Source organism: Actinomadura sediminis, assembly GCF_042675525.1.
Classification (GTDB): domain Bacteria; phylum Actinomycetota; class Actinomycetes; order Streptosporangiales; family Streptosporangiaceae; genus Spirillospora; species Spirillospora sediminis.
This window is the reverse complement of sequence record NZ_JBHTJA010000112.1, coordinates 1-20832: the sequence shown is the minus strand read 5'-3', so window position 1 is coordinate 20832 and position 20832 is coordinate 1. Positions and strand designations below refer to the sequence as shown.

At 73.7% G+C, this 20832-nt stretch carries 22 protein-coding genes; 7 read left to right on the top strand and 15 right to left on the bottom strand.

Annotated elements, in window-relative coordinates; genetic code table 11:
• The coding region (locus ACFQ11_RS32015) for a lysozyme family protein (protein WP_459077354.1) at positions 1 to 510 on the top strand (510 nt) is incomplete at its 5' end.
• Here the strand turns inward: ACFQ11_RS32015 and ACFQ11_RS32010 are convergent.
• A complete protein-coding gene (locus ACFQ11_RS32010) occupies positions 495 to 1346 on the bottom strand; it encodes an NAD(P)H-binding protein (protein WP_378305546.1) in 852 nt (283 codons plus the stop codon). The two genes, ACFQ11_RS32015 and ACFQ11_RS32010, sit on opposite strands and share 16 nt — an antisense overlap.
• Before the next feature lie 73 nt (positions 1347 to 1419).
• Here ACFQ11_RS32010 and ACFQ11_RS32005 point away from each other — a divergent pair, with 73 nt between their 5' ends.
• Positions 1420 to 2367, top strand: a complete 948-nt coding sequence (locus ACFQ11_RS32005) for an AraC family transcriptional regulator (RefSeq protein WP_378305544.1) — start codon at positions 1420 to 1422, stop codon at positions 2365 to 2367.
• A gap of 10 nt (positions 2368 to 2377) precedes the next feature.
• On the opposite strand, the gene ACFQ11_RS32000 is transcribed toward ACFQ11_RS32005, so the two are convergent.
• Entirely contained in the window at positions 2378 to 3286 is a 909-nt protein-coding gene (locus tag ACFQ11_RS32000; protein WP_378305541.1) for an SDR family oxidoreductase, read from the bottom strand.
• Positions 3283 to 4083, bottom strand: a complete 801-nt coding sequence (locus ACFQ11_RS31995; protein ID WP_378305539.1) for an SDR family oxidoreductase — start codon at positions 4081 to 4083, stop codon at positions 3283 to 3285. The genes ACFQ11_RS32000 and ACFQ11_RS31995 overlap by 4 nt, the downstream gene beginning before the upstream one ends.
• A gap of 80 nt (positions 4084 to 4163) precedes the next feature.
• Between ACFQ11_RS31995 and ACFQ11_RS31990 the strand changes: the two genes are divergently transcribed.
• The 4 genes from ACFQ11_RS31990 to ACFQ11_RS31975 are packed head-to-tail and all read left to right on the top strand — an operon-like array spanning position 4164 to position 7595.
• Positions 4164 to 4910 carry an enoyl-CoA hydratase family protein gene (locus ACFQ11_RS31990; RefSeq protein WP_378305536.1) on the top strand — a complete coding sequence of 249 codons (747 nt, stop codon included), beginning with the start codon at positions 4164 to 4166 and terminating at the stop codon, positions 4908 to 4910.
• A complete protein-coding gene (locus ACFQ11_RS31985; RefSeq protein WP_378305534.1) occupies positions 4907 to 5764 on the top strand; it encodes a CoA transferase subunit A in 858 nt (285 codons plus the stop codon). The genes ACFQ11_RS31990 and ACFQ11_RS31985 overlap by 4 nt, the downstream gene beginning before the upstream one ends.
• Positions 5764 to 6528 (top strand): CoA-transferase subunit beta, encoded by a 765-nt coding sequence (locus ACFQ11_RS31980; protein WP_378305532.1) that lies wholly within the window; start codon positions 5764 to 5766, stop codon positions 6526 to 6528. The genes ACFQ11_RS31985 and ACFQ11_RS31980 overlap by 1 nt, the downstream gene beginning before the upstream one ends.
• Positions 6525 to 7595, top strand: a complete 1071-nt coding sequence (locus tag ACFQ11_RS31975) for an NAD(P)H-dependent flavin oxidoreductase (protein WP_378305529.1) — start codon at positions 6525 to 6527, stop codon at positions 7593 to 7595. The genes ACFQ11_RS31980 and ACFQ11_RS31975 overlap by 4 nt, the downstream gene beginning before the upstream one ends.
• A 136-nt stretch (positions 7596 to 7731) precedes the next feature.
• On the opposite strand, the gene ACFQ11_RS31970 is transcribed toward ACFQ11_RS31975, so the two are convergent.
• The 6 genes from ACFQ11_RS31970 to ACFQ11_RS31945 all read right to left on the bottom strand — a co-directional run bounded on the left by ACFQ11_RS31970 (position 7732) and on the right by ACFQ11_RS31945 (position 13662).
• The gene (locus ACFQ11_RS31970) at positions 7732 to 8739 is read right to left on the bottom strand and encodes an aldo/keto reductase (RefSeq protein WP_378305527.1); all 1008 of its coding nucleotides are present in this window, start codon (positions 8737 to 8739) and stop codon (positions 7732 to 7734) included.
• Between the two features lie 37 nt (positions 8740 to 8776).
• Positions 8777 to 9547 (bottom strand): glucose 1-dehydrogenase, encoded by a 771-nt coding sequence (locus tag ACFQ11_RS31965; RefSeq protein WP_378305525.1) that lies wholly within the window; start codon positions 9545 to 9547, stop codon positions 8777 to 8779.
• 75 nt (positions 9548 to 9622) lie between these two features.
• The gene (locus ACFQ11_RS31960; RefSeq protein ID WP_378305523.1) at positions 9623 to 10477 is read right to left on the bottom strand and encodes a helix-turn-helix transcriptional regulator; all 855 of its coding nucleotides are present in this window, start codon (positions 10475 to 10477) and stop codon (positions 9623 to 9625) included.
• A gap of 19 nt (positions 10478 to 10496) precedes the next feature.
• The gene (locus ACFQ11_RS31955) at positions 10497 to 11681 is read right to left on the bottom strand and encodes a CaiB/BaiF CoA transferase family protein (protein WP_378305521.1); all 1185 of its coding nucleotides are present in this window, start codon (positions 11679 to 11681) and stop codon (positions 10497 to 10499) included.
• Positions 11682 to 11685: 4 nt separating this feature from the next.
• Positions 11686 to 12864 carry an acyl-CoA dehydrogenase family protein gene (locus ACFQ11_RS31950; RefSeq protein WP_378305519.1) on the bottom strand — a complete coding sequence of 393 codons (1179 nt, stop codon included), beginning with the start codon at positions 12862 to 12864 and terminating at the stop codon, positions 11686 to 11688.
• 69 nt (positions 12865 to 12933) lie between these two features.
• Positions 12934 to 13662 carry a GntR family transcriptional regulator gene (locus ACFQ11_RS31945; RefSeq protein ID WP_378305517.1) on the bottom strand — a complete coding sequence of 243 codons (729 nt, stop codon included), beginning with the start codon at positions 13660 to 13662 and terminating at the stop codon, positions 12934 to 12936.
• A gap of 121 nt (positions 13663 to 13783) precedes the next feature.
• Between ACFQ11_RS31945 and ACFQ11_RS31940 the strand changes: the two genes are divergently transcribed.
• A complete protein-coding gene (locus tag ACFQ11_RS31940) occupies positions 13784 to 14935 on the top strand; it encodes an acyl-CoA dehydrogenase family protein (protein ID WP_378305515.1) in 1152 nt (383 codons plus the stop codon).
• 47 nt (positions 14936 to 14982) lie between these two features.
• Here ACFQ11_RS31940 and ACFQ11_RS31935 read toward each other — a convergent pair whose 3' ends face one another.
• The 6 genes from ACFQ11_RS31935 to ACFQ11_RS31910 all read right to left on the bottom strand — a co-directional run.
• Positions 14983 to 15789 carry an HTD2 family dehydratase gene (locus ACFQ11_RS31935; RefSeq protein ID WP_378305513.1) on the bottom strand — a complete coding sequence of 269 codons (807 nt, stop codon included), beginning with the start codon at positions 15787 to 15789 and terminating at the stop codon, positions 14983 to 14985.
• A 106-nt stretch (positions 15790 to 15895) separates the two neighbouring features.
• Positions 15896 to 17050: an acetyl-CoA C-acetyltransferase gene (locus tag ACFQ11_RS31930; protein WP_378305510.1), complete on the bottom strand. Its 1155-nt coding sequence runs from the start codon at positions 17048 to 17050 to the stop codon at positions 15896 to 15898.
• A 90-nt stretch (positions 17051 to 17140) separates the two neighbouring features.
• Entirely contained in the window at positions 17141 to 17758 is a 618-nt protein-coding gene (locus tag ACFQ11_RS31925) for a TetR family transcriptional regulator (RefSeq protein WP_378305508.1), read from the bottom strand.
• Between the two features lie 14 nt (positions 17759 to 17772).
• Positions 17773 to 18588: an SDR family oxidoreductase gene (locus tag ACFQ11_RS31920; protein ID WP_378305506.1), complete on the bottom strand. Its 816-nt coding sequence runs from the start codon at positions 18586 to 18588 to the stop codon at positions 17773 to 17775.
• Entirely contained in the window at positions 18585 to 19766 is a 1182-nt protein-coding gene (locus ACFQ11_RS31915; RefSeq protein WP_378305504.1) for an acyl-CoA dehydrogenase family protein, read from the bottom strand. Before ACFQ11_RS31915 ends, ACFQ11_RS31920 begins: the two co-directional genes overlap by 4 nt.
• A 10-nt stretch (positions 19767 to 19776) precedes the next feature.
• Positions 19777 to 20832: glycosyltransferase (locus ACFQ11_RS31910; protein WP_378305502.1), on the bottom strand; the 1056-nt coding region annotated here is incomplete at its 5' end.

Genomic DNA, 20832 nt, shown 5'->3' with positions numbered 1-20832 from the left:
GCGGGCGGCGGCGCGGCGGTGAACGGCGCGGCGTCCGCCGCCGACGGGCGCTGGTTCCGGCCCGGCTCGGCCGTCCCGGCGGGGTACCGCTCGCTGATCGTCGAGGCCGGCGAGTGGTGCGAGATGCCCGGACTGAGCCCGGCGCTGATCGCCGCGATGCTGAAGGCGGAGAGCGGCTTCGACCCGCGCCTGGCGGACCCGGCGAAGGACGAGTACGGGATCGCCCGCTGGACGCCGCGCGTCCTCGTGCACTGGCAGCCCGGCGGCCTCGACAACCCCGAGCCCCGGCCGGCGGAGATCACGCCGGAGCTGTCGATCCCGGCGATGGGCCGTTTCCTGTGCTACTGGGGCAAGGACCTCGAGGGCGTCCCGGGCGATCCCGCGCTGAACCTCGCCGCCGCGTACCGCACGTCGTCCAAGACGGTGGTCGAGGCGGGCGGTGTCCCGGAGGGGCACCGGACCTACGCGGAGAAGGTCCGCCGGTACCTGGAGGACTACCTGCCGCGCTGATCGGCGGGCGCCGCCCAGGCCCCGGCGGCGGCCGCCTCCTTCACGTACTCGGCGAACGGCCGGGGGGCGCGGCCGAGCACGCGGCGGACGCCGTCGCTCACGTGGTCGCCGGTGCCGTCGCGAAGGTTCGTCAGCAGGTCCGTCAGCATCTCGGCGAACGCCGCCGGCACACCCTGCGACTCCAGCAGGGCGGTGAACTCCGGCACCTCCAGCGGCGTGTACCGGATCTCGCGTCCCGACGCCTCCGCGATCATCCGCACGGCGGTGCGGAACGACAGCGGCTCCGGGCCCGACAGCTCGTAGATCTCCCCCGCGTGCCCGTCTCCGGTGAGCGCGGCGACGGCGACGTCGGCGATGTCCCCGACGTCCACGAACGCCTCGCGCCCCTCACCGGTGGGCAGCGCGAGCTCGCCCGCCAGCAGCGGTTCGAGGAAGAAGTCCTCGCTGAAGTTCTGCGCGAACCAGGCCGGGCGCAGGATCGTCCACTCCGCCCTCGACTCGCGGACGGCCCGTTCGGCCTGCTCCTGGGCGGGCTGCGCCGCGCCCCCCACTCCGCGCGCCGCGAGCAGCACGAGCCGCCGGACGCCCGCCGCGACGGCGGCGTCCGCGAACTCGGCGACGGCGTCCTGGTCGACGCTCTCGTTCATCGGGACGAGGTAGACGGCGCGGGCGCCGTCCAGCGCGGGGCCCCAGGTGTCCCGGTCGGACCACTCGAAGATCGTCCCGGTGGAGCGGGACGCGGCGCGGACGGGCACGCCGAGGGCGGTGAGGCGGGCGGTGACGCGGCGGCCGGTCTTGCCGCGGGCGCCGAGCACGAGAATCGGTGAATCGGTCATGTGCCCAGCACACCAGCGGCGGCGAAGACGTTCCATGGCCGCGCGTCTCGAAGGCATGTGAGATCGTCTCGCCATGGACCTTCTGGACGACCTGCTGGCCGGGGTGCGGGCCAGCGGGGCCGTGTACTGCCGTTCCGTGGCGCGGCCGCCGTGGGCCGTGCGGTTCGCGGCGCCCGCGCCGTTGTCGCTCACCACGATGCTCCGGGGCACCGGCTGGATCGCCCGCGACGGCGGGGAGCCGGTGCGGGCCGAACCGGGCGACATCGTGCTGCTGCGCGGCGGCGCACCGATCGTCGCCGGCGACCGGCCCGGCGCCGAACCGGAGATCGTGGTGCTGGACGCCGACCGCTGCTACGCGGCCGACGGCGGCCCCTCGACCGCCGGGCACAACTTCCGGCTCGGTCCGCGGACGTTCGGGCTCGTGCCGGACGGCTCGGACCTGTTCGTCACCGCCGAGTACCCGATGCGCGGCGACGTCTCCGAGCGGCTGCTTGAGGCGCTGCCGCCGGTGGCGGCCGTCCCGGCCCGGCCGGACTTCGCGCCGCTGCTGGACCTGCTGGCGGTCGAGGTCGCGCGGGAGGAGCCGGGGCAGCAGATCATCCTGGACCGGCTGCTGGACATGCTGCTGGTGCGGGCGCTGCGGGCCTGGTTCGCGCGGCCGGACGCCGAGCCGCCCGCCGGGTACCGGGCGCTCGGCGACCCGCACGTCGGGCGCGCGCTGCGGCTGATGCACGAGGACCCCGCGCGGCCGTGGACGGTGGCGGAGCTGGCCGCCGAGGCGGGGCAGTCGCGGGCGGTGTTCGCGCGGCGCTTCACCGAGCTGGTCGGCCGCCCGCCGCTGGCCTACCTCACCGAATGGCGGATGACGCTGGCCGCCGACCTGCTGCGGGAGCCCGGCGCGACGGTGGCGTCCGTGGCGCGGCGCGTCGGCTACGCCGACGGGTTCGCGTTCAGCAACGCGTTCAAGCGGGTTCGCGGCGCCGCGCCGAGCAGCGTGCTGCGCGACGCCGCGAACGCCTGACCGTCCGGGGTCAGGACGCGCCGTAGACCGGCTCGGGCGCGGGGGCCTCCGCGAGCAGCCCGGCGACGACCTCGCCGATCTCGGCCGGGTCCCAGCGGGCGCCCTTGTCGGCGGCCGGGCCGTGCCGGAAGGCGTCCATGACGCAGATCCTGCCGCCCTCGGCCTCGAAGACGCGGCCGGTGACGCCGCGGGACTCGGCGGAGCCGAGCCAGACGACGAGCGGGGACACGTTCTCGGGGGCCATCGCGTCGAACTCGCCCTCGGCGGGCGCGGCCATCGTCTGGGCGAACACCTCCTCGGTCATCCTGGTGCGGGCGGCGGGCGCGATCGCGTTGACCGTCACCCCGTACCGGCCCAGTTCGGCGGACGCGACGAGGGTGAGGCCGACGATGCCGGCCTTGGCCGCCGAGTAGTTGCCCTGGCCGACGCTGCCGAGCAGCCCGGCGCCGGACGAGGTGTTGATCACCCGGGCGTCCACGGGACGGCCCGCCTTGCTCTCGGCGCGCCAGTGCAGGCCCGCGTGCTTGAGCGGCAGGAAGTGGCCCTTGAGGTGGACGCGCATGACCGCGTCCCACTCGTCCTCGGTGAGGTTGACGAGCATCCGGTCGCGCAGGAACCCGGCGTTGTTGACCAGGACGTCCAGCCGCCCGAACGTCTCGACGGCGGTGCGGACGAGCGCGGCGGCGCCCGCGTCGGCGGCGATGTCGTCGGTGCTGGCGACGGCCTTCCCGCCGAGCGCCTCGATCTCCCGGACGACCTCCTGGGCGGGGCCGTCGGCGGCGTCCCCGGTGCCGTCGCGGGCGACGCCGAGGTCGTTGACGACGACGAGGGCGCCCTGGCGGGCGAACTCGAGGGCGTGCGCGCGGCCGAGGCCGCGGCCGGCCCCGGTGACGGCGACGACGCGGTCCTTGCAGATCATCGTGTCTCCTTCTCGTTCGCGCCGGCGGTCCCGTCCTTGTTCACGGTGGCGGCGTCCAGGAAGGCGGGGCGCTCGCCCCCGCCGTGCAGCAGCATCTCGGTGCCGGTGACGTAGGAGGCCAGGTCGGAGGCCAGGTAGACGCAGGCGCCGCCGACCTCGTCGGGGGTGCCCAGGCGGCCCATCGGGACGGTGCGCCCGATCGCCGCGATCCCCTCCTCGTCGCCGTAGTGCAGGTGCGCGGTCTCGGTGCGGATCATGCCGAGGATCAGCGTGTTCACCCGGACGTGCGGCGCCCACTCGACGGCCAGGGACCGGGTGAGGCTGTGCAGCCCGGCCTTCGCGGCGCCGTAGGCGGACGTCCCCGGTGAGGGGCGGACGCCGCTGACGCTGCCGATGTTGACGATCGAGCCGCCGGTGTCCAGCTCGCGCATCCGCGGGTAGGCGGCCCGCGCCATGAGCAGCGGCGCGGTCAGGTTCAGCTCGATGATCTTGGCGTGGGTGCGCAGCTCTCCATCGGCGAGGGGCAGGAAGGGGCCGCCGCCCGCGTTGTTGACGAGCACGTCCACGCGGTCGAGGCCGTTCATGAACTCCTCGACGGCCTCCGCTCTGCGGACGTCCAGCGAGACGAACCGCGCCGTGCGTCCGTCCGCCTCGGGGAGCGTCTCCGGGTCGCGGCGGCCGACCGCCACCACGTCGGCGCCCGCCGCCAGGAAGGCGCGGCTGATGCCCGCGCCCACGCCGCGCACGCCTCCGGTGACCACGACGGTCTTCCCGCTCAGGTCCAGCGTCAGTGACATCCCACCACCTCGGGCATCCCGCCTCCTTTTGCACCTCTGCTACGGTCAGTTCTAACAAATGTTTGGTGGAAAGGTAGCGCATGGGAGTCTCCACCACGACCCGGGACGGGGTCGCCGAGATCGTCGTGAACGCCCCGCCGGTCAACGCGCTGACCGTCGCGGGCTGGCACGAACTGGCGGACGCGGTGCTCGCGGCCGGACGGGACCCGCAGGTGGGGGCCGTCGTGCTCCGCGCCGAGGGCCGCGGCTTCAACGCGGGCGTCGACATCAAGGAGATGCAGTCCACGGAGGGGCACGCCGCGCTGGTGGGCGCCAACCGGGGCTGCTACGCGGCGTTCGCCGCGGTCTACGACTGCGAGGTCCCGGTGATCGCCGCGGTGCACGGGTTCTGCCTGGGCGGCGGGATCGGGCTGGCGGGCAACGCCGACATCGTGATCGCGTCCGACGACGCCTACTTCGGGCTTCCCGAGGTGGACCGGGGCGCGCTCGGCGCCGCGACGCACCTGGCGCGGCTCGTCCCGCAGCACCTGATGCGCGCGATGGTCTACACGTGCCGCAACGTCACGGCGGACGAGCTGCACCGGCACGGTTCGGTGCTCGAGGTCGTCCCGGCGGACGGGCTGCACGACAAGGCCCTGGAGGTCGCGGCGAACATCGCCGCGAAGGACAGGTACGTCATCCGGCGCGCGAAGGAGTCGCTGAACGGCATCGACCCGGTCGACGTCAAGCGCAGCTACCGCTTCGAGCAGGGCCTCACCTTCGAACTCAACCTCGTCGGCGCGGGCGACGCGCACCGCGACGCGTTCGTGGCCAAGGGGGCGAAATGAGCAAGGTGACCACGGTCGAGGAGATCGTCGGGTCGCTGGAGAGCGGCATGACGCTGGGCATCGGCGGCTGGGGGTCGCGGCGCAAGCCGATGGCGCTCGTCCGCGCGATCTGCCGGTCGTCCCTGACCGACCTCACCGTCGTGACGTACGGCGGCCCGGACGTCGGGCTGCTGTGCGCGGCCGGGAAGGTGCGGCGGCTCGTCACCGCGTTCGTCACGATGGACTCGATTCCCCTCGAGCCGCACTTCCGGCAGGCGCGGCAGTCCGCCGCGATCGAGCTGACCGAGTACGACGAGGGCATGTTCATGTTCGGGCTGTACGCGGCCGCGCACCGGCTGCCGTTCCTGCCCACCCCGGTCGGCCTCGGCTCGGACGTCATGAAGGTCAACCCCGAGCTGAAGACCGTCCGGTCGCCCTACGAGGACGGCACGGAACTCGTCGCCGTCCCGGCCCTGCGGATGGACGCGGCGCTCGTCCACATGAACCGCGCCGACGCCCGCGGCAACGCCCAGTACCTCGGCCCCGACCCGTACATGGACGACCTGTTCGCCAAGGCCGCGGACCGGACGTACGTGTCGTGCGAGCGGCTCGTCGACACCGCGGACTTCGCGAAGGAGGGCCCGCCGCAGTCGCTCCTGATCAGCCGGTCGCACGTGGCCGGGGTGGTGGAGACGCCGAACGGCGCGCACTTCACCGACTGCGCGCCCGACCACGGGAGGGACGAGGCGTTCCAGAAGCTGTACGCGAAGGCGGCGGCCGATCCGGAGCAGTGGGCGGCGTTCCGCGACCGGTTCCTGTCCGGTGACGAGGCCGCGTACCAGGACGCCGTCCGGGCCTGGCGGGAGGAGAAGTGATGGCGACGACCACGGATGCGACGGGCGCGACGGCGACGGACGCGACGCGCGCGGAGGTGTGCGCGGTCGCGTGCGCGGAGCTGTTCCGCGGCGACGGGGAGATCGTGGCGGCGGCGGTCGCCGGGTTCGTGCCGATGCTGGGCTCGCGGCTGGCGCGGTCGACGTTCGAGCCGGATCTGCTGACGACCGACGGCGGCCCGTCGCTGAGCGCGGACCCGGTCCCGCTGGGCGCGGCGGCGGACGTCGTCGAGGGCTGGCTGCCGTTCCGCGACCACCTGTGGCTGGTGCTGAACGGGCGCCGGCACGTGATCATGGGCCCGAGCCAGATCGACCCGTACGGCGGCACCAACATCTCGTGCATCGGCGACTGGGCGCGGCCGTCCCGGCAGCTCCTCGGCGTGCGCGGCGGGCCGGGCAACACGCTGCTCAACACGACGAGCTACTGGGTGCCCAAGCACTCGACGCGCGTGTTCACCGAGAAGGTCGACATGGTCAGCGGCGTCGGCACGGACCGGGGCGCGCACGAGATCCGCGCGGTGGTGACGAACCTCGCCGTGCTCGACTTCGCCTCCCCCGGCCGCCGCATGCGGCTGCGGTCGGTGCACCCGGGCGTGACCGTCGACGACGTCGTCGCCGCGACCGGGTTCGAGCTCGTCGTGCCGGAGGACGTCCCCGAGACGCGGCTCCCGGACGCCGAGGAGCTGCGGATCATGCGCGACGTCCTCGATCCGAAGGGCCTGCGGGAGCGCGAGGTCCCGTCGTGACCGGGACGGAACAGGTGCTCGACACCCCGCTGACGCGGCTCGCCGGGGTGCGGCACCCGGTCGTCCAGACCGGCATGGGCTGGGTGGCGGGGCCGCGCCTGGTGACGGCGGTCGCGAACGCGGGCGGCCTCGGGGTCCTCGCGTCCGCGACGATGACGCTCGACCAGCTCAGGACCGCGATCGGCGAGGTCAAGGACCGGACGGACGCGCCGTTCGGCGTCAACCTGCGGGCGGACGCGGGCGACGCGGGCGACCGCATCGACCTCCTCATCAAGGAGGGCGTGAAGGTCGCCTCGTTCGCGCTCGCCCCGAAGCGGGAGCTGATCGCCAAGCTGAAGGACGCCGGTCTCGTGGTGATCCCCTCGGTGGGCGCGCGGCGGCACGCGGAGAAGGTCGCCGGCTGGGGGGCGGACGCCGTCCTGGTGCAGGGCGGCGAGGGCGGCGGGCACACCGGCGCGGTCGCGACCACGCTGCTGCTCCCGCAGGTCGTGGACGCCGTCGACATCCCGGTGATCGCGGCCGGCGGCTTCTTCGACGGCCGCGGCCTCGCGGCGGCGCTGTCCTACGGGGCGGCGGGCGTGGCGATGGGCACCCGGTTCCTGCTGACCTCCGACAGCTCGGTGCCCGACGCGGTCAAGCAGGTCTACCTGCGGACCGGCGAGACCGTGGTGACCCGCCAGGTGGACGGGATGCCGCACCGGGTGCTGCGCAGCGACCTCGTGGACGGGTTGGAGTCGTCCGGACGGATCGGCGGGCTGGTGCGGGCGCTGCGCAACGGCGCCCGGTTCAAGAAGCTGTCCGGGATGTCGTGGCGCGAGATGATCGCCGACGGGAAGGCGATGAAGCACGGCAAGGACCTGTCCTGGTCGCAGGTGCTGATGGCCGCCAACACCCCGATGCTGCTGAAGGCGGCGATGGTGGACGGCCGGCCGGATCTGGGCGTCATGGCGTCCGGGCAGGTCGTGGGCGTGATCGACGATCTGCCGAGCTGCGCGGAGCTGATCGGCCGGATCGTGGCGCAGGCCGCGGAGCGGATCGCCGCCCAGCAGGGCCTCCTGGTGCGCTAGGACCGGTGCGCTAGGAGGCGCCCTACGCGCGGCCGTGCCTCGCGCAGGCCGCGCGGCACGGCCGCCGGGCCCCGGCGGAACTCCTCGCCGGGGCCGATGGCGCGGGCGTGCCGCGCGGCGGCTCAGCAGCGGCGGCTCAGTAGCGGCCGCCCACCGCGGACGGCAGCGCGTCGAGGTCGGCCAGGTCCGCGGCGGTGAGGTCGAGGTCGGCGGCGCCCGCGTTGTCGTGCAGGTAGCGCCGCTTCTTCGTGCCGGGGATCGGGATCACGTGGTCGCCCTGCGCGAGCGTCCACGCGATCGCGACCTGCGCGGGGGTGGCGCCGTGCCGCGCCGCGACCTCCTTGACCGCCTCCACGATGCGCAGGTTCTCCCGCAGCGCCTCCTCCTGGAAGCGCGGGTTGGCGGCGCGGAAGTCGGTGTCCTCGAAGTCCGCGCTGGTGACCGTCCCGGTCAGGAAGCCCCGGCCGAGCGGGGAGAACGGGACGAACGCGGCGCCGTTGGCGGCGCACCAGCCGACGACGTCGCCGACCTCGCCCGCGCCGGCGATCCCGTCGCCCGCGCCGCCCGCGCCGCCGCCGGAGACGCCCAGCGCGTCGCGCGTCCACAGCGACAGCTCCGACTGGATCGCGGCGACGGGGTGGACGGCGTGCGCCTCCGCCGCCTGCGCGACCGTCACCTCCGACAGCCCCAGGTGACGGACCTTGCCCTCGGCGACCAGCTCCGCCATCGCGCCCCACGTGTCGGCGAGCGGCACCTCCGGGTCGACGCGGTGCAGGTAGTACAGGTCGATGACGTCGGTGCCGAGGCGGCGCAGGCTGTCCTCGGCGGACGACTTGACGTGCCCGGGCGTCCCCCGGCGGAAGAGCCGCCGGGACTCGAGGTCCTCCACGACCAGGCCGGTCTTGGTGGCGAGCACCGCCTCGTCGCGCCGCCCGGCCAGCGCGCGGCCGAGGAGGGTCTCGTTGTGCCCGGCGCCGTACGGCTGGGCGGTGTCGAGGAAGGTGACCCCGAGATCGAGCGCCTCGCGGATCAGTGTCACGGACGCGTCGTCGTCCCGCTCGGACTCGGTGTAGGCCCAGCTCATCCCCATGCAGCCCAGCCCGACGGCGCCGACGGCCGTGCCCGCGAACTCGCGCTTCCTCATGCTCTGCTCTCCTTCTGGTGCTCGTACGGGGCGATCGTCACGCGACGGCGCCGACGAGGCCGCCGTCCACGATCAGGTCCTGGCCGTTGACGTACGCGGCGTCCGCGGAGACGAGGAACGCGACCACGCCCGCGACCTCCTCGGGCGTCCCGATCCGGCGGGACGCGACCTGCGCGCGGATCCCGGCCGCGTCCTCGTCGGCGACGGCGCCGCGGTACATGGGCGTGTCGATGTAGCCGGGGCTCACCGAGTTGACCCGGACGCCGCGCGGCCCCAGCTCGGCGGCGAGCGTGCGGGCCAGGCTCTGCACGGCCGCCTTCGTCGCCGAGTACAGCGAACCGTTCGGCAGCCCGCGGTGCGACGTCCAGGACGCGTTGATGACGATCGATGCGTCGTCCGACAGCAGTGGCAGCGCCTTCTGGATGGTGAAGTAGACGCCCTTGACGTTGGCGTCCATGACCCGATCGAACTCGTCCTCCGTCGTGGCCGACATGTCCCCGAACGAGGCGACCCCGGCGTTGGCGAAGACGGCGTCCAGCCGGCCGTACCGCTCCCGGACGGCCTCCATCAGCGCGTCCAGGTCGCGCGGGCTCGCCGCGTCGCCGCGGACGGCGAGGACCCGGCCGTCCGCGTCCGGCCCGGCGGCGTCCAGTTCCTTGACGGCCGCGTCCAGCCGCTCCCGGTCGCGCCCGGTGACGACGACCGACGCGCCCTCGTCCAGGAGCCGCCGGGCCGCGGCGAGGCCCATCCCGCTCGTCCCGCCGGTGATCAGCACGACCTTGCCCGCGAAGCGTTCGTTGTTCGTCATGCGGACGATCGTGCCGCTCCCTCCGGATCGGCGGCAGAGTCCGTTCATCGTGGGTCTGCCACCACCACCCTCGCGTCAGCTCGCGGCGGCGAGGCCGCGCCGGGCCATCAGCCGCTCGAGGCGCTCCTGCGTCCCCGTCGCCGGCCGCGGGTTGTACAGGACGAGGTCGTGGCCGGGCATGTCCGGAAGCGGCAGCAGCGTCGCCTCGAAGACCATCTCTCCGGCTTCGGGATGCCGGACGCTCTTGACCGCCTGGGCGCGCGCGCTCACCTCGTGCCTGCCCCACAGCTCGGCGAACTCCGGGCTGACGGTCAGCAGGTCCTCGGCGATCCGGGCGAACTCCGGGTCGTCGGGATAGCGGGCGGCGTCGGCGCGGAACCGCCCCACGACCTCGGGCGCGGCCGCCTCCCAGTGCATGTGCTGCGCCCGGTACCGCATGCTGGTGAAGAACGTGACCAGGCAGTTGTGGTCGGTATCGCCGTAGCCGAACACCTCGCGGGCGGCGTCGTTGTACGCGACGAGGTTCCAGTGCCGTTCGCGGACGTAGGCGGGGCGCGGCGCCCACGCGTCCAGCAGCCGCCGCAGCTCCGGGGTGACCGGGACGGCCGGGCCCGCGTCTGCGCGCGGCGGATTCAGGCCCGCGAGCAGGTAGAGGTGCTCGCGCTCGGCGGCGTCCAGCCGGAGCGCGCGGGAGATCGCGTCCAGGACGTCCGCGGACACCTTGATGTCGCGGCCCTGCTCCAGCCACGTGTACCAGGACACGCCGACGCCGGCGAGCACGGCGACCTCCTCGCGCCGCAGCCCCGGCGTCCGGCGCCGCCCGCCGTCGGGCATCCCGACGTCGCCCGGCGTCAGCCTGGCTCGGCGGGTGCGCAGGAAGTCGCGGAGTTCGGCGCGGCGGCGGTCACGGGCGGAGGACACGGCTGGCATACCGCCACGATAGTCGTCTTCAGCCGACAATTCCGGCATCGCGGAGGCGGGCGATCGTCCCGGCGTCGCGGCCGAGCTCGGCGAGCACCGCGTCGGTGTGCTCGCCGAGCGCCGGGACGGGGTCCATCCGCGGCTCGGCCCCGGCCAGGGTGATCGGCGGCAGCAGCGCCCGGATCGCCCCCACCGGGGAGCCGACCTCCCGCCAGCGGTCGCGCTCGGCGAGCTGCGGGTGGGCGACCAGCCCGTGGCCGTCGTTCAGCGTCGCGTTGGGCACCCCCGCCTCGTCCAGGCGGCGCAGCAGCTCCTCCCGGCCGAGCCGCGACGTGACGGACGCGACGAGCGCGTCGACCTTCTCCCGGTTGCGGACGCGCGCCATGTTCGTCGCGTAGTCGGGGTGGGTCACCAGGCCGGGACGCTCGAGCACCTCCGCGGCGAGGGCCGCCCATCCCGAATCGCTCTGCACGCCGATGACGACGTCGGCGCCGTCGGCCGTCGGGTACGCGTCGTAGGGGGCGATCACCGGGTGGCTCAGCGTCGAACGCGGCGGCGCCTCCCCGGTGTAGAGCGTCGTGTACATCGTCTGGCCCATCCACTCGGCCACCGCGTCGAACATGCTGACCTCGACCGAGGCGCCCTCCCCGGTCGTCCCGCGCCGGACGAGCGCCGCGAGGGTCCCCGAGAACGCGTACATGCCCGCGGCGATGTCGGAGATCGGCGTCCCCGCCTTGACCGGCGTCTCCGGGGTGCCGGTGACCGAGATCAGCCCGGCCTCGGCCTGGACGAGCATGTCGTAGGCGCGCTTGTCCCGGTAGGGCCCGCTCGACCCGTACCCGGACATGTCGACGACGATCAGCCGGGGGTCGCGCTCCCGCAGCCGTGCGGCGGCGAATCCGAGCCGGGCCGCGGCGCCGGGCGCGAGGTTCTGCAGGAACACGTCGGCGCCCGCGATCAGGTCGTCCAGGATCGCGCGGCCCTCGTCGCTCTTGAGGTCGACCGCCACCGACTCCTTGGAGCGGTTCAGCCAGGCGAAGTGGGTGCCGAGCGCGCCGCGCACGCCCGCGTCGTAGGCGCGGGCGAAGTCGCCGCCGTCCACCTTCTCGACCTTGACGACGCGGGCGCCGAGGTCGGCGAGCTGCCGGGACGCGAACGGCGCCGCGACGGCCTGCTCCAGCGCGACGACGGTGATCCCGTCCAGAGGCGGCACCGGCTCAGTCCTCCAGCAGCCGGCGGCCGATGATCATCTTCTGTATGTCGGCGGTGCCCTCGCCGATGAGGAGCATCGGCGCCTCCCGGTACAGCCGCTCGATCTCGAACTCCTTCGAGTACGCGTAGCCGCCGTGGATCCGGAAGGAGGCCTCGACGACCTCCTTGCAGTACTCGCCCGCCAGGTACTTCGCCATCCCGGCCTCGAGGTCGTTGCGCTCCCCCGAGTCCTTGCGGCGCGCCGCCATCACCACCATCTGGTGGGCGGCCTCGATCTTGGTCGCCATCTCCGCGAGCCGGAACAGGACGGCCTGGTGCTCGGCGATCGGGCGGCCGAACGTCTCGCGGCGCCGCGCGTAGTCGCGGGCCAGCTCGTAGGCGCGCATCGCGACGCCGCAACCGCGCGCCGCGACGTTCACCCGGCCGACCTCGACGCCGTCCATCATCTGGTAGAAGCCGCGGCCGGGCGTCCCGCCGAGGATCCGGGACGAGGGGATGCGGTGGGAGTCGAACACCATCTCGGTGGTGTCGACGCCCTTGTACCCCATCTTTTCGATCTTTCGGGGGATGGTGAGGCCTGGCGCGACCTCACCGAACCCGGGTGTCTTGTCGACCAGGAACGTCGTCATGCCGCGGTGCCCCGCGTCCGGGTCGGTCTTGACGAGGGTGGCGACGAGGTTCGCGGACGCGCCGTTGGTGACCCACATCTTCCGGCCGTCGATGACGTGGTGGTCGCCGTCGGCGACGGCGCGGGACCGGATCGCGGACACGTCGGAGCCGCAGTCGGGCTCGGACATGGAGAAGGCGCCCCGGATCTCGCCGGCGGCCATCCTCGGCAGGTAGTGCGCGCGCTGCTCGGGGGTGCCGTGCCGGTCGATCATCCACGCCACGATGAAGTGCGTGTTGATGACGCCCGAGACGCTCATCCAGCCGCGCGCGAGCTCCTCGACGACGAGGGCGTAGGTCAGCAGGGACTGCCCGAGCCCGCCGTGCTCCTCGCGGATCGTCAGGCCGAACAGCCCGAGGTCGCGCATGCCGTCCACGATCGCCTGCGGGTACTCGTCGGCGTGCTCGAGGTCGGCCGCGACCGGGAGGATCTCCTTGTCGACGAACGCCCGCACGGTCGCGAGGATCTCCCGCTGCTCGTCCGACAGCCCGTGGGTCTGCCGAAGCCGGTCCGCCATCCTCACCTCCACGTCGGCGATTTTTATACGATATTGGCGGAGATGGCGGAAGGGAAGACCCAGGGGACCTCAGCCGGGTCCGGCCTCGTCCCAGAATCCCCGCCCCTCCAGATGCACGACCAGCAGCGTTCCCGCGTGGCGGATGTGGGCGCGCATCGCCTGCCGGGCCGCGTCGGCGTCGCCCGCCCGCAACGCGGCGAGGACGAGGTGATGGTCGTCCACCGAAGCCTGGCTCCAGCCGTCGATGCCGGAGAAGAACCGGCGGGGCGCGTACCGCACCACGAGCTGCAGCAGCCAGGCCGTCTTCGGCGAGTCCGCGCACAGGTTGACCGCCCGGTGGAAGCGGTGGTTCGCCCGCTCGATGCCCTCGGCGTCGCGCGTCCGGGACGCCTCCTCCAGCAGGTCCTGGGTGCGCGCGAGCTCGGCCAGCTCGTCCTCGGTGATCTTCTCGGCGGCGCGGGCGGCCAGCTCGCCCGCGAAGTACGCCTGCGCCTCGAACAGGTCCTGGACGTCCCGCCGCGACAGCGGCGCGGGCATGAACCCGCGGCGCGGCACCAGCGTGACGAACCCCTCGCCGCGCAGCGACAGCAGCGCCTCCCGGACCGGCGTGACGCTGACCCCGAGGTCGTCGGCGACCCGCTCCAGGCGGAGGAACTCCCCGTGCCGCACCCGGCCGGACATGATCAGCTCGCGGACGTACGCGGCGACCTCGTCGCTGAGCTGGCGGCGCCCGCCGAGCGCGCGGCCGCCGGGCGGGTCGCCGCCGGAAAGGCTCTCGCCGGGGAGGGGCACGGTCATCGCCTCCGGGACGGGTGTCGGGTGCTCACATTATGGACGACCCCGCGTTGACAGCGAGGTAGCCGCCTATCAAATATATGAAACTGCATTCTCAGATCGGCGAGGCGAAGGAGACGCGGCGGTGTTCGAGCTCAGCGCGGAGGAACGCGCCATCGTGGAGGTCGTCGCGGACTTCGTCGACCGGGAGGTCCGGCCGGCGGCGCGGAAACTGGAGCACGCGAACGCCTATCCGGAGCGGCTCATCGACCGGATGAAGGAGCTGGGCGTCTTCGGCCTCGCCGTGCCCGAGCCGTACGGCGAGACGAAGGTGTCGAAGACCTGCTACGCGCTGGTCACCGAGGAGCTCGCCCGCGGCTGGATGACGCTCGCCGGGGCGTTCGGCGGGCACACGGTCGTCTCGCATCTGCTGGCGGTGTTCGGCACCGAGGGGCAGAAGACCCGCTACCTGCCGCGGATGGCGACGGGCGAACTGCGGGCCACGATGGCGCTGACCGAGCCGTCCGGCGGTTCGGATCTGCAGGCGATGACCACGGTCGCGCGCCGCGCGGGCGGCCGGTACGTGGTCAGCGGCGCCAAGATGTGGATCACCAACGCGCGCCGGTCCGGGCTCATCGCGCTGCTGTGCAAGACCGACCCGGAGGCCGCGCCCCGGCATCGCGGGATGAGCATCCTGCTCGCCGAGCAGGGGCCGGGCCTGACCGTGTCACGGGATCTGCCCAAGCTCGGGTACAAGGGCGTGGAGAGCTGCGAGCTGGTGTTCGACGGGTACGAGGCGCCGCTCGACGCGGTGCTCGGCGGCGAGGAGGGGCGCGGCTTCGCCCAGATGATGCGCGGGCTGGAGGTCGGCCGCATCCAGGTGGCGGCCCGCGCGCTCGGCGTCGGCCGGGCCGCGCTCGAGGACTCTCTGCGTTACGCGCAGGAGCGCGAGTCGTTCGGCAAGCCGATCTGGGAGCACCAGTCGGTCGGCAACCTCCTCGCCGACATGGCCACCGAGCTGCGCGCGGCCCGCCTCCTCACGCTCGACGCGGCGGCCCGGCTCGACGCGGGCGAGCGCTGCGACATGGAGGCGGGCATGGCGAAGCTGTACGCGTCGGAGGCGGCGATGCGGATCGCGCTGAACGCCGTCCGCATCCACGGCGCGGCCGGGTACTCCACCGAGTTCGACGTCGAGCGCTACTTCCGGGACGCTCCGCTGATGATCGTCGGCGAGGGGACGAACGAGATCCAGCGGAACGTGATCGTCAAGCAGCTCGTCGGGCGGCACCGCGCCTGACCGGTGGCCCTGCTCCCGCGCGGCGCCGTCGTGCGGGACACGGCCGGTCAGGAGAACGTCGCGGTCATCGCGGTGACACCGCCGGGAGCCTCGATCGACAGCGTCCCGTCCGGGGCCCCGGCCGCCGCGAACGGCTGCCCCGCGAAGACCGGCCTGCGCGCGCGGAACGACAGTTCGCGCACCCGCACGCCCGCGCGGCGCGGCAGCTCCAGGCACAGGATCGCCAGCAGCGGACCGTGGACGACGAGCCCCGCGTGCCCCTCGACGCCGGTGGCGTACGGCTCGTCGTAGTGGATGCGGTGGGCGTTGTAGGTGAGCGCGCTGAACCGGAACAGCAGCACGGGGTCGGCCGTCATCGGCAGCGTCCAGGGCGCATCGACGGCCGGGGCCTCGAACGACGGCGCGGGCGGGCGCGCGGCCGGCTCGCCGCTGCGGTAGACGAGGTCCTGTTCCTCGACCGCGATCTCGGCGCCGTCCCGCAGGAACGTCTGCCGCACGGTGACGAACAGCATCTCGCCGCCGCGTCCCGTCTTGACCGCCGTCGACGCCAGTTCGTCCCGCCGGGTGACGGTGTCGCCGACGCGCAGCGGCTCGGTGATCCGGAACCTGCCTCCGGCGAACATCCGCCGCCGGTCGGGGATCGGCGGAAGGAACCGCCCCTCCCGCGGGTGCCCGTCGGGGCCGAGCTCGTGCCGCGCCGGCCGTTCCAGGAAGTGCAGCCACTGCCACAGCGGCGGCAGCTCCTCCCCCGGCGGCGGGACGTCCAGAGCCCCCGCCAGTGCCGCGGCGGGCGCGGCGTCGATGACCTCGGTCGTCTCGCGCGCCCGGGGCGCCCATCCCGTGACGTCGATCACCGGCCCGCTCCCCTTCCATATATTTGATAGGGAATTATGCCGAACCGTCGCGGGGATCGCGGCGGCCGGGGCGGCACCGGCCGGCCGCCTCCCCGGCGCCGCCCGGTCAGAGTCGTTCGATGATGGTGACGTTGGCCTGGCCGCCGCCCTCGCACATCGTCTGGAGGCCGTAGCGGCCGCCGGTGCGCTCCAGCTCGTGCAGGAGCGTCGTCATCAGCCTCGCGCCGGTCGCGCCGAGCGGGTGGCCGAGCGCGATGGCGCCGCCGTTGGGGTTGACGATCGCGGGGTCGGCGCCGGTCTCCTTCAGCCACGCCAGGACGACCGACGCGAACGCCTCGTTGATCTCGACGGCGTCGATGTCGCCGATCGTCATCCCCGTCTTCTTCAGCGCGTGCGCGGTGGCGGGGATCGGCGCCGACAGCATCCGGATCGGGTCCTCGCCGCGCGCGGAGATGTGGTGGATGCGGGCGCGGGGGGTGAGGCCGTGGTCCTTGACGGCCCGCTCGGAGGCGATGAGCAGGGCCGCGGAGTTGTCGGAGATCTGCGACGAGACCGCGGCGGTGAGGCGGCCGCCGTCCACCAGGGTCTTCAGCCCAGCCATCTTCTCCAGGGACGTGTCGCGGCGCGGTCCCTCGTCGTGCTCGACGCCCTCGAACGGGACGATCTCGCGCGCGAACCGGCCCTCGTCGATGGCCCGGATCGCGCGCTGGTGGGACTCGTAGGCGAACGCCTCCATGTCCTCGCGGGACAGGTCCCAGTCGCGGGCGATCATCTCGGCGCCGTTGAACTGCGACACCTCCCCGTCGCCGTAGCGCCGCACCCAGCCCTTGGAGCCGGCGAACGGGCCCTGAGTGAAGCCGAGCTGCTCGCCGGCGATCATCGCGTAGGAGATCGGGATCTGCGACATGCTCTGCACGCCGCCCGCGACCACCAGGTCGGACGTCCCGGACAGGACGGCCTGCGCCGCGAAGTGCACGGCCTGCTGCGAGGAGCCGCACTGGCGGTCGACGGTGACGCCGGGGACCTCTTCGGGCAGCCCGGCGGCGAGCCAGCAGGTGCGGGCGATGTCGCCGGCCTGCGGGCCGACGGTGTCCACGCAGCCGAACACCACGTCCTCGACGGCGGCGGGGTCGACCTTCGCGCGGTCCATGAGCGCCGTCAGGGCGTGCGCGCCCAGGTCGGCGGGGTGCGCTCCGGCGAGCCCGCCGCCGCGGCGCCCGACCGGCGCGCGGACCGCTTCGACGATGTACGCCTCGGCCATGGTGTCTCCTTCGTGGGGCCTTCGTGGAGGCTCTGGGGGCTATAGGCGGCTATGGGGGCTATAGGCGGCTATGGGCGGCTTTCGCGGGCGTCAGCCCGCCTTGATCCCTTCCAGGAACATGGCGAGGTACTGCTTGGCGATGTCCTCGGCGGACAGCCGCCCGCCCGGTTCGTACCAGTTCGCCGCCACCCAGACGGTGTCGCGGATGAACCGGTAGATCAGCGCCCGGTCGAGGTCGGCGCGGAACGCGCCCTCCCGGACGCCCCGGTCGAGGAGCGACAGCCACATCTCCTCGAACCGGCGTTGCGAGTCGAGCAGGTACCGGAACCGCTCGCCGGTCGCCAGGTGCTTCGACTCGTTCTGGTAGATCACGACGGCGGGGCGGTGCCTGTCGATCGAGCGGAACGACTCGACGACGATGCCCTCGAGGGTGTCGCGGGCGTTGCGTCCCTCCGCGAGGACCCGCTCGTAGGCCTCCCACATCTCGTTCAGGAAGGTCGAGAGGATCTCGTCGGCCATCGACTCCTTGGAGTCGAAGTGGTAGTACAGGCTGCCGCCGAGGATCCCGGCGGCGTCGGCCACCTTCCGTACGGTGGTGGCGGAGTAGCCCTGGGAGGCGAACACCTCGGCGGCCGTGGCGAGCAGCTCGGCCCGCCGCTCCGCGCGGGCGGCCGCGGTTCCCTCGGCGTCGCGCCGTCGTGGACTCATGGGTTACGGACTTCCTAAGGGTGCTGGGAGGAGACGGAGACGACCTCCCCGGTCATGTACGACGAGTAGTCGCCGGCCAGGAAGACGATAACGTTGGCGACCTCCCACGGCTCGGCGTAGCGGCCGAACGCCTCGCGGCGCGTCAGCTCGTCCAGCAGTTCCTCCGAGGTGACCTTGACCAGGTGCGGGTGCATGGCGAGGGACGGCGAGACGGCGTTGATCCGGACGCCGAAGCCGGCCGCCTCCAGCGCCGCGCAGCGGGTGAGCGCCATGACTCCGGCCTTGGCGGCGGCGTAGTGCGACTGCCCGCGCTGCGCCCGCCAGCCGATCACCGACGCGTTGTTGACGATCGCGCCGGAGCCCTGCTCGCGCATGATCCGCAGCGCGGCGCGGGTGCAGCGCATGGTGCCGTTCAGGGTGATGTCGAGGACGCGGTCCCACTGCTCGTCGGGCATGTCGACGAGGTCGGCGGTGCCGCCGAGGCCCGCGTTGTTGACGGCGACGTCGACGCGCCCGAAGCGTTCGACGGCCAGGTCGTACAGGGCGCGGACCTGGTCCTCGGACGTGACGTCGCAGGGCAGGGCCGCGACGCGGTCGGCGCCGAACTCGCCGGCGAGCTCCTTCTCGGACGCGGCGAGCCGCCGCTCGTGCGCGTCGGAGATCAGGACGCGGGCGCCCTCCTCCAGGCAGCGGCGGGCGGTGGCGCCGCCGATCCCGGCCCCGGCCGCCGCGGTGATGACGACGGCGCGGTCCTCGAGGAGGTCGTGGCCGCGGACGTACGGGGGCGCGGTGGGGGGCACGTTGGGCGGCACGGTGGGGGGCGGGGTCATCCGCGGGCCTCTCTCGGGAGCCCGAGCACGCGCTCGGCGATGATGTTGCGCTGGATCTCGTTCGATCCGGCGTAGATGGTGTCGGAGCGGGAGAACAGGAACAGCCGCTGCCAGTCGTTGAGGTCGTACGGCTCACCGTCGGCGACGAGGCCGGCGGCGCCGAGGACGTCCATGGCCAGTTCGCCGAGCTCGCGGTGCCAGGTGCCCCAGACCAGCTTGGAGATGGACGACTCGGGCCCCGGCGCCCCGGCGGCGACGCCGGCCATCGTGCGCATCGCGTTGAGACGCATGATCTCCAGGCCCATGTGGGAGCGGACGAGCCGGTCGCGCAGCAGCGGGTCGTCGATCGCGCCGGTGCGGCGGGCGAGCTCGAGGACGCCCTCGAACTCGCGGCGGAACCCGACCTGCTGGCCGAGGGTGGCGACGCCGCGCTCGAACCCGAGGGTGGCCATCGCGATCCTCCAGCCGTCGCCGGGCGCGCCGACGATGTTGGCCGCGTCGGTGCGGGCGCCGTCGAAGAACACCTCGTTGAACTCCGAGGTGCCGGTGAGCTGGACGATCGGCCGGATGTCGACGCCGTCCGCCTTCATCGGCACCAGCAGGTAGGACAGGCCGGTGTGCCGGGACGATCCGGGCTCGGTGCGGCACACGACGAAGCACCAGTCGGCCTCGAGCGCCAGGGACGTCCACACCTTCTGCCCGGTCACGACCCATTCCCCGTCGCGGAGTTCGGCGCGGGTCTGGACGTTCGCGAGGTCGGAGCCGGCGTCGGGCTCGGAGTAGCCCTGGCACCACAGTTCCTCGACCGCGACGATCGGGGGCAGGAAGCGGGCCTTCTGCTCCTCGGTGCCGAACGCGATGATCGTCGGCCCGAGCAGGTTCTCGCCGATGTGGTTCACGCGGGCGGGGGCGTCGGCGAGCGCGTACTCCTCGTGGAAGATCACCTGCTGCCGGACGGTGGCGCCGCGTCCGCCGTGCTCCTTCGGCCAGCCCACGCAGGTCCAGCCGGCGGCGGCCATGTGCCGCTCCCAGGCCAGCCGTTCCTCGTGCGCCTCGTGCTCGCGGCCCGGGCCGCCGAGCCCGCGGGCGTGCGCGAACTCGCCGGACAGGTTGGACTCGAGCCAGTCGCGGACCTCGGCCCGGAACGCCCGGTCCTCGGGGGACTCGTTCTCGTTCACGAGGCGCACTCTACCAAACAGTTGTTAGAAAGAATCTCCCTCCAGGACCGGCGCCGCGTCCCGCCCGGCGGCGGGCGGCCCGTGCCGGAGCCGTCCGCCCGGCCGGCGCGGGCTCCCCCGCCGGGACGGCCGGCACGTCGCGATGCAGCAGGTCGAACAGCCGGTCCCAGCGGGTCAGCACCGCCTCCGGCCGGAACCGCCGGACGGACGCGCGCGCGTTCTCCCCCAGCTCGCGGCACAGTTCGGGGTCGTCCATGAGCCGGCCGAGCGCCTCGGCGAACGCCGCCGTGTCGCCGGGCGGGACGAGCAGCCCGGACCGTCCGTCCCCGGGCGACGCCTCCGCCAGCAGGGCGCGGACACCGGGCGCGCAGTCGAACGCCACCGTGGGCAGCCCGTAGGCCATGGCCTCCAGCACCGACATCGGGAAGCCCTCGGCGCGGGACGGCAGGGCGAAGATCGACACCTCGACGAGCGCGTCCTCGACGTCGGCGACCACGCCCCGGAACTCCACCGAGTCCGCGAGGCCCGCCGCGGCGGCGCGGCGCCGCAGCGCGTCCTCGTCCGGCCCGGTCCCGTAGACGTGCAGCCGCCACCCCGGGCGCCGCTCCCGGGCCCGCGCCCACGCCTCCAGCAGCAGGTCGACGCCCTTCTCGTCCGACAGCCGTCCCACGCAGGCGACGGCCGGCAGATCGAGCGTCGGGTACACCGCCGGCTCGACGTGCAGCGGGTTCGGGATGTGCCCGGCGTTGGTCATGCCGGCGCGGGCCCACGCGTCGGCGTCCTCGGCGGTCAGCGCGAGCAGCCGGTCCGCGTGCGCGTAGTGTTCCCGGACCCGGCCGTAGCGCGACGAGCGCCGCGTGGCCTCGAACGACTCGTGCGTCATCCCGACGACCCGCAGGCCCGACGTGTCGGCGAGCCGCACCCACTCCATCGCCCACACCTGCGCGACGATCACGACGGCTCCCGGGCGGGCCGCGGCGAGCAGCCGGGACAGCCGCCCCGCGCCGCGCCGCTGCCCGGCCCGGCGCCACGCGTCGCGGGCCCGCGCGGCCGGGTCCAGGCGGGC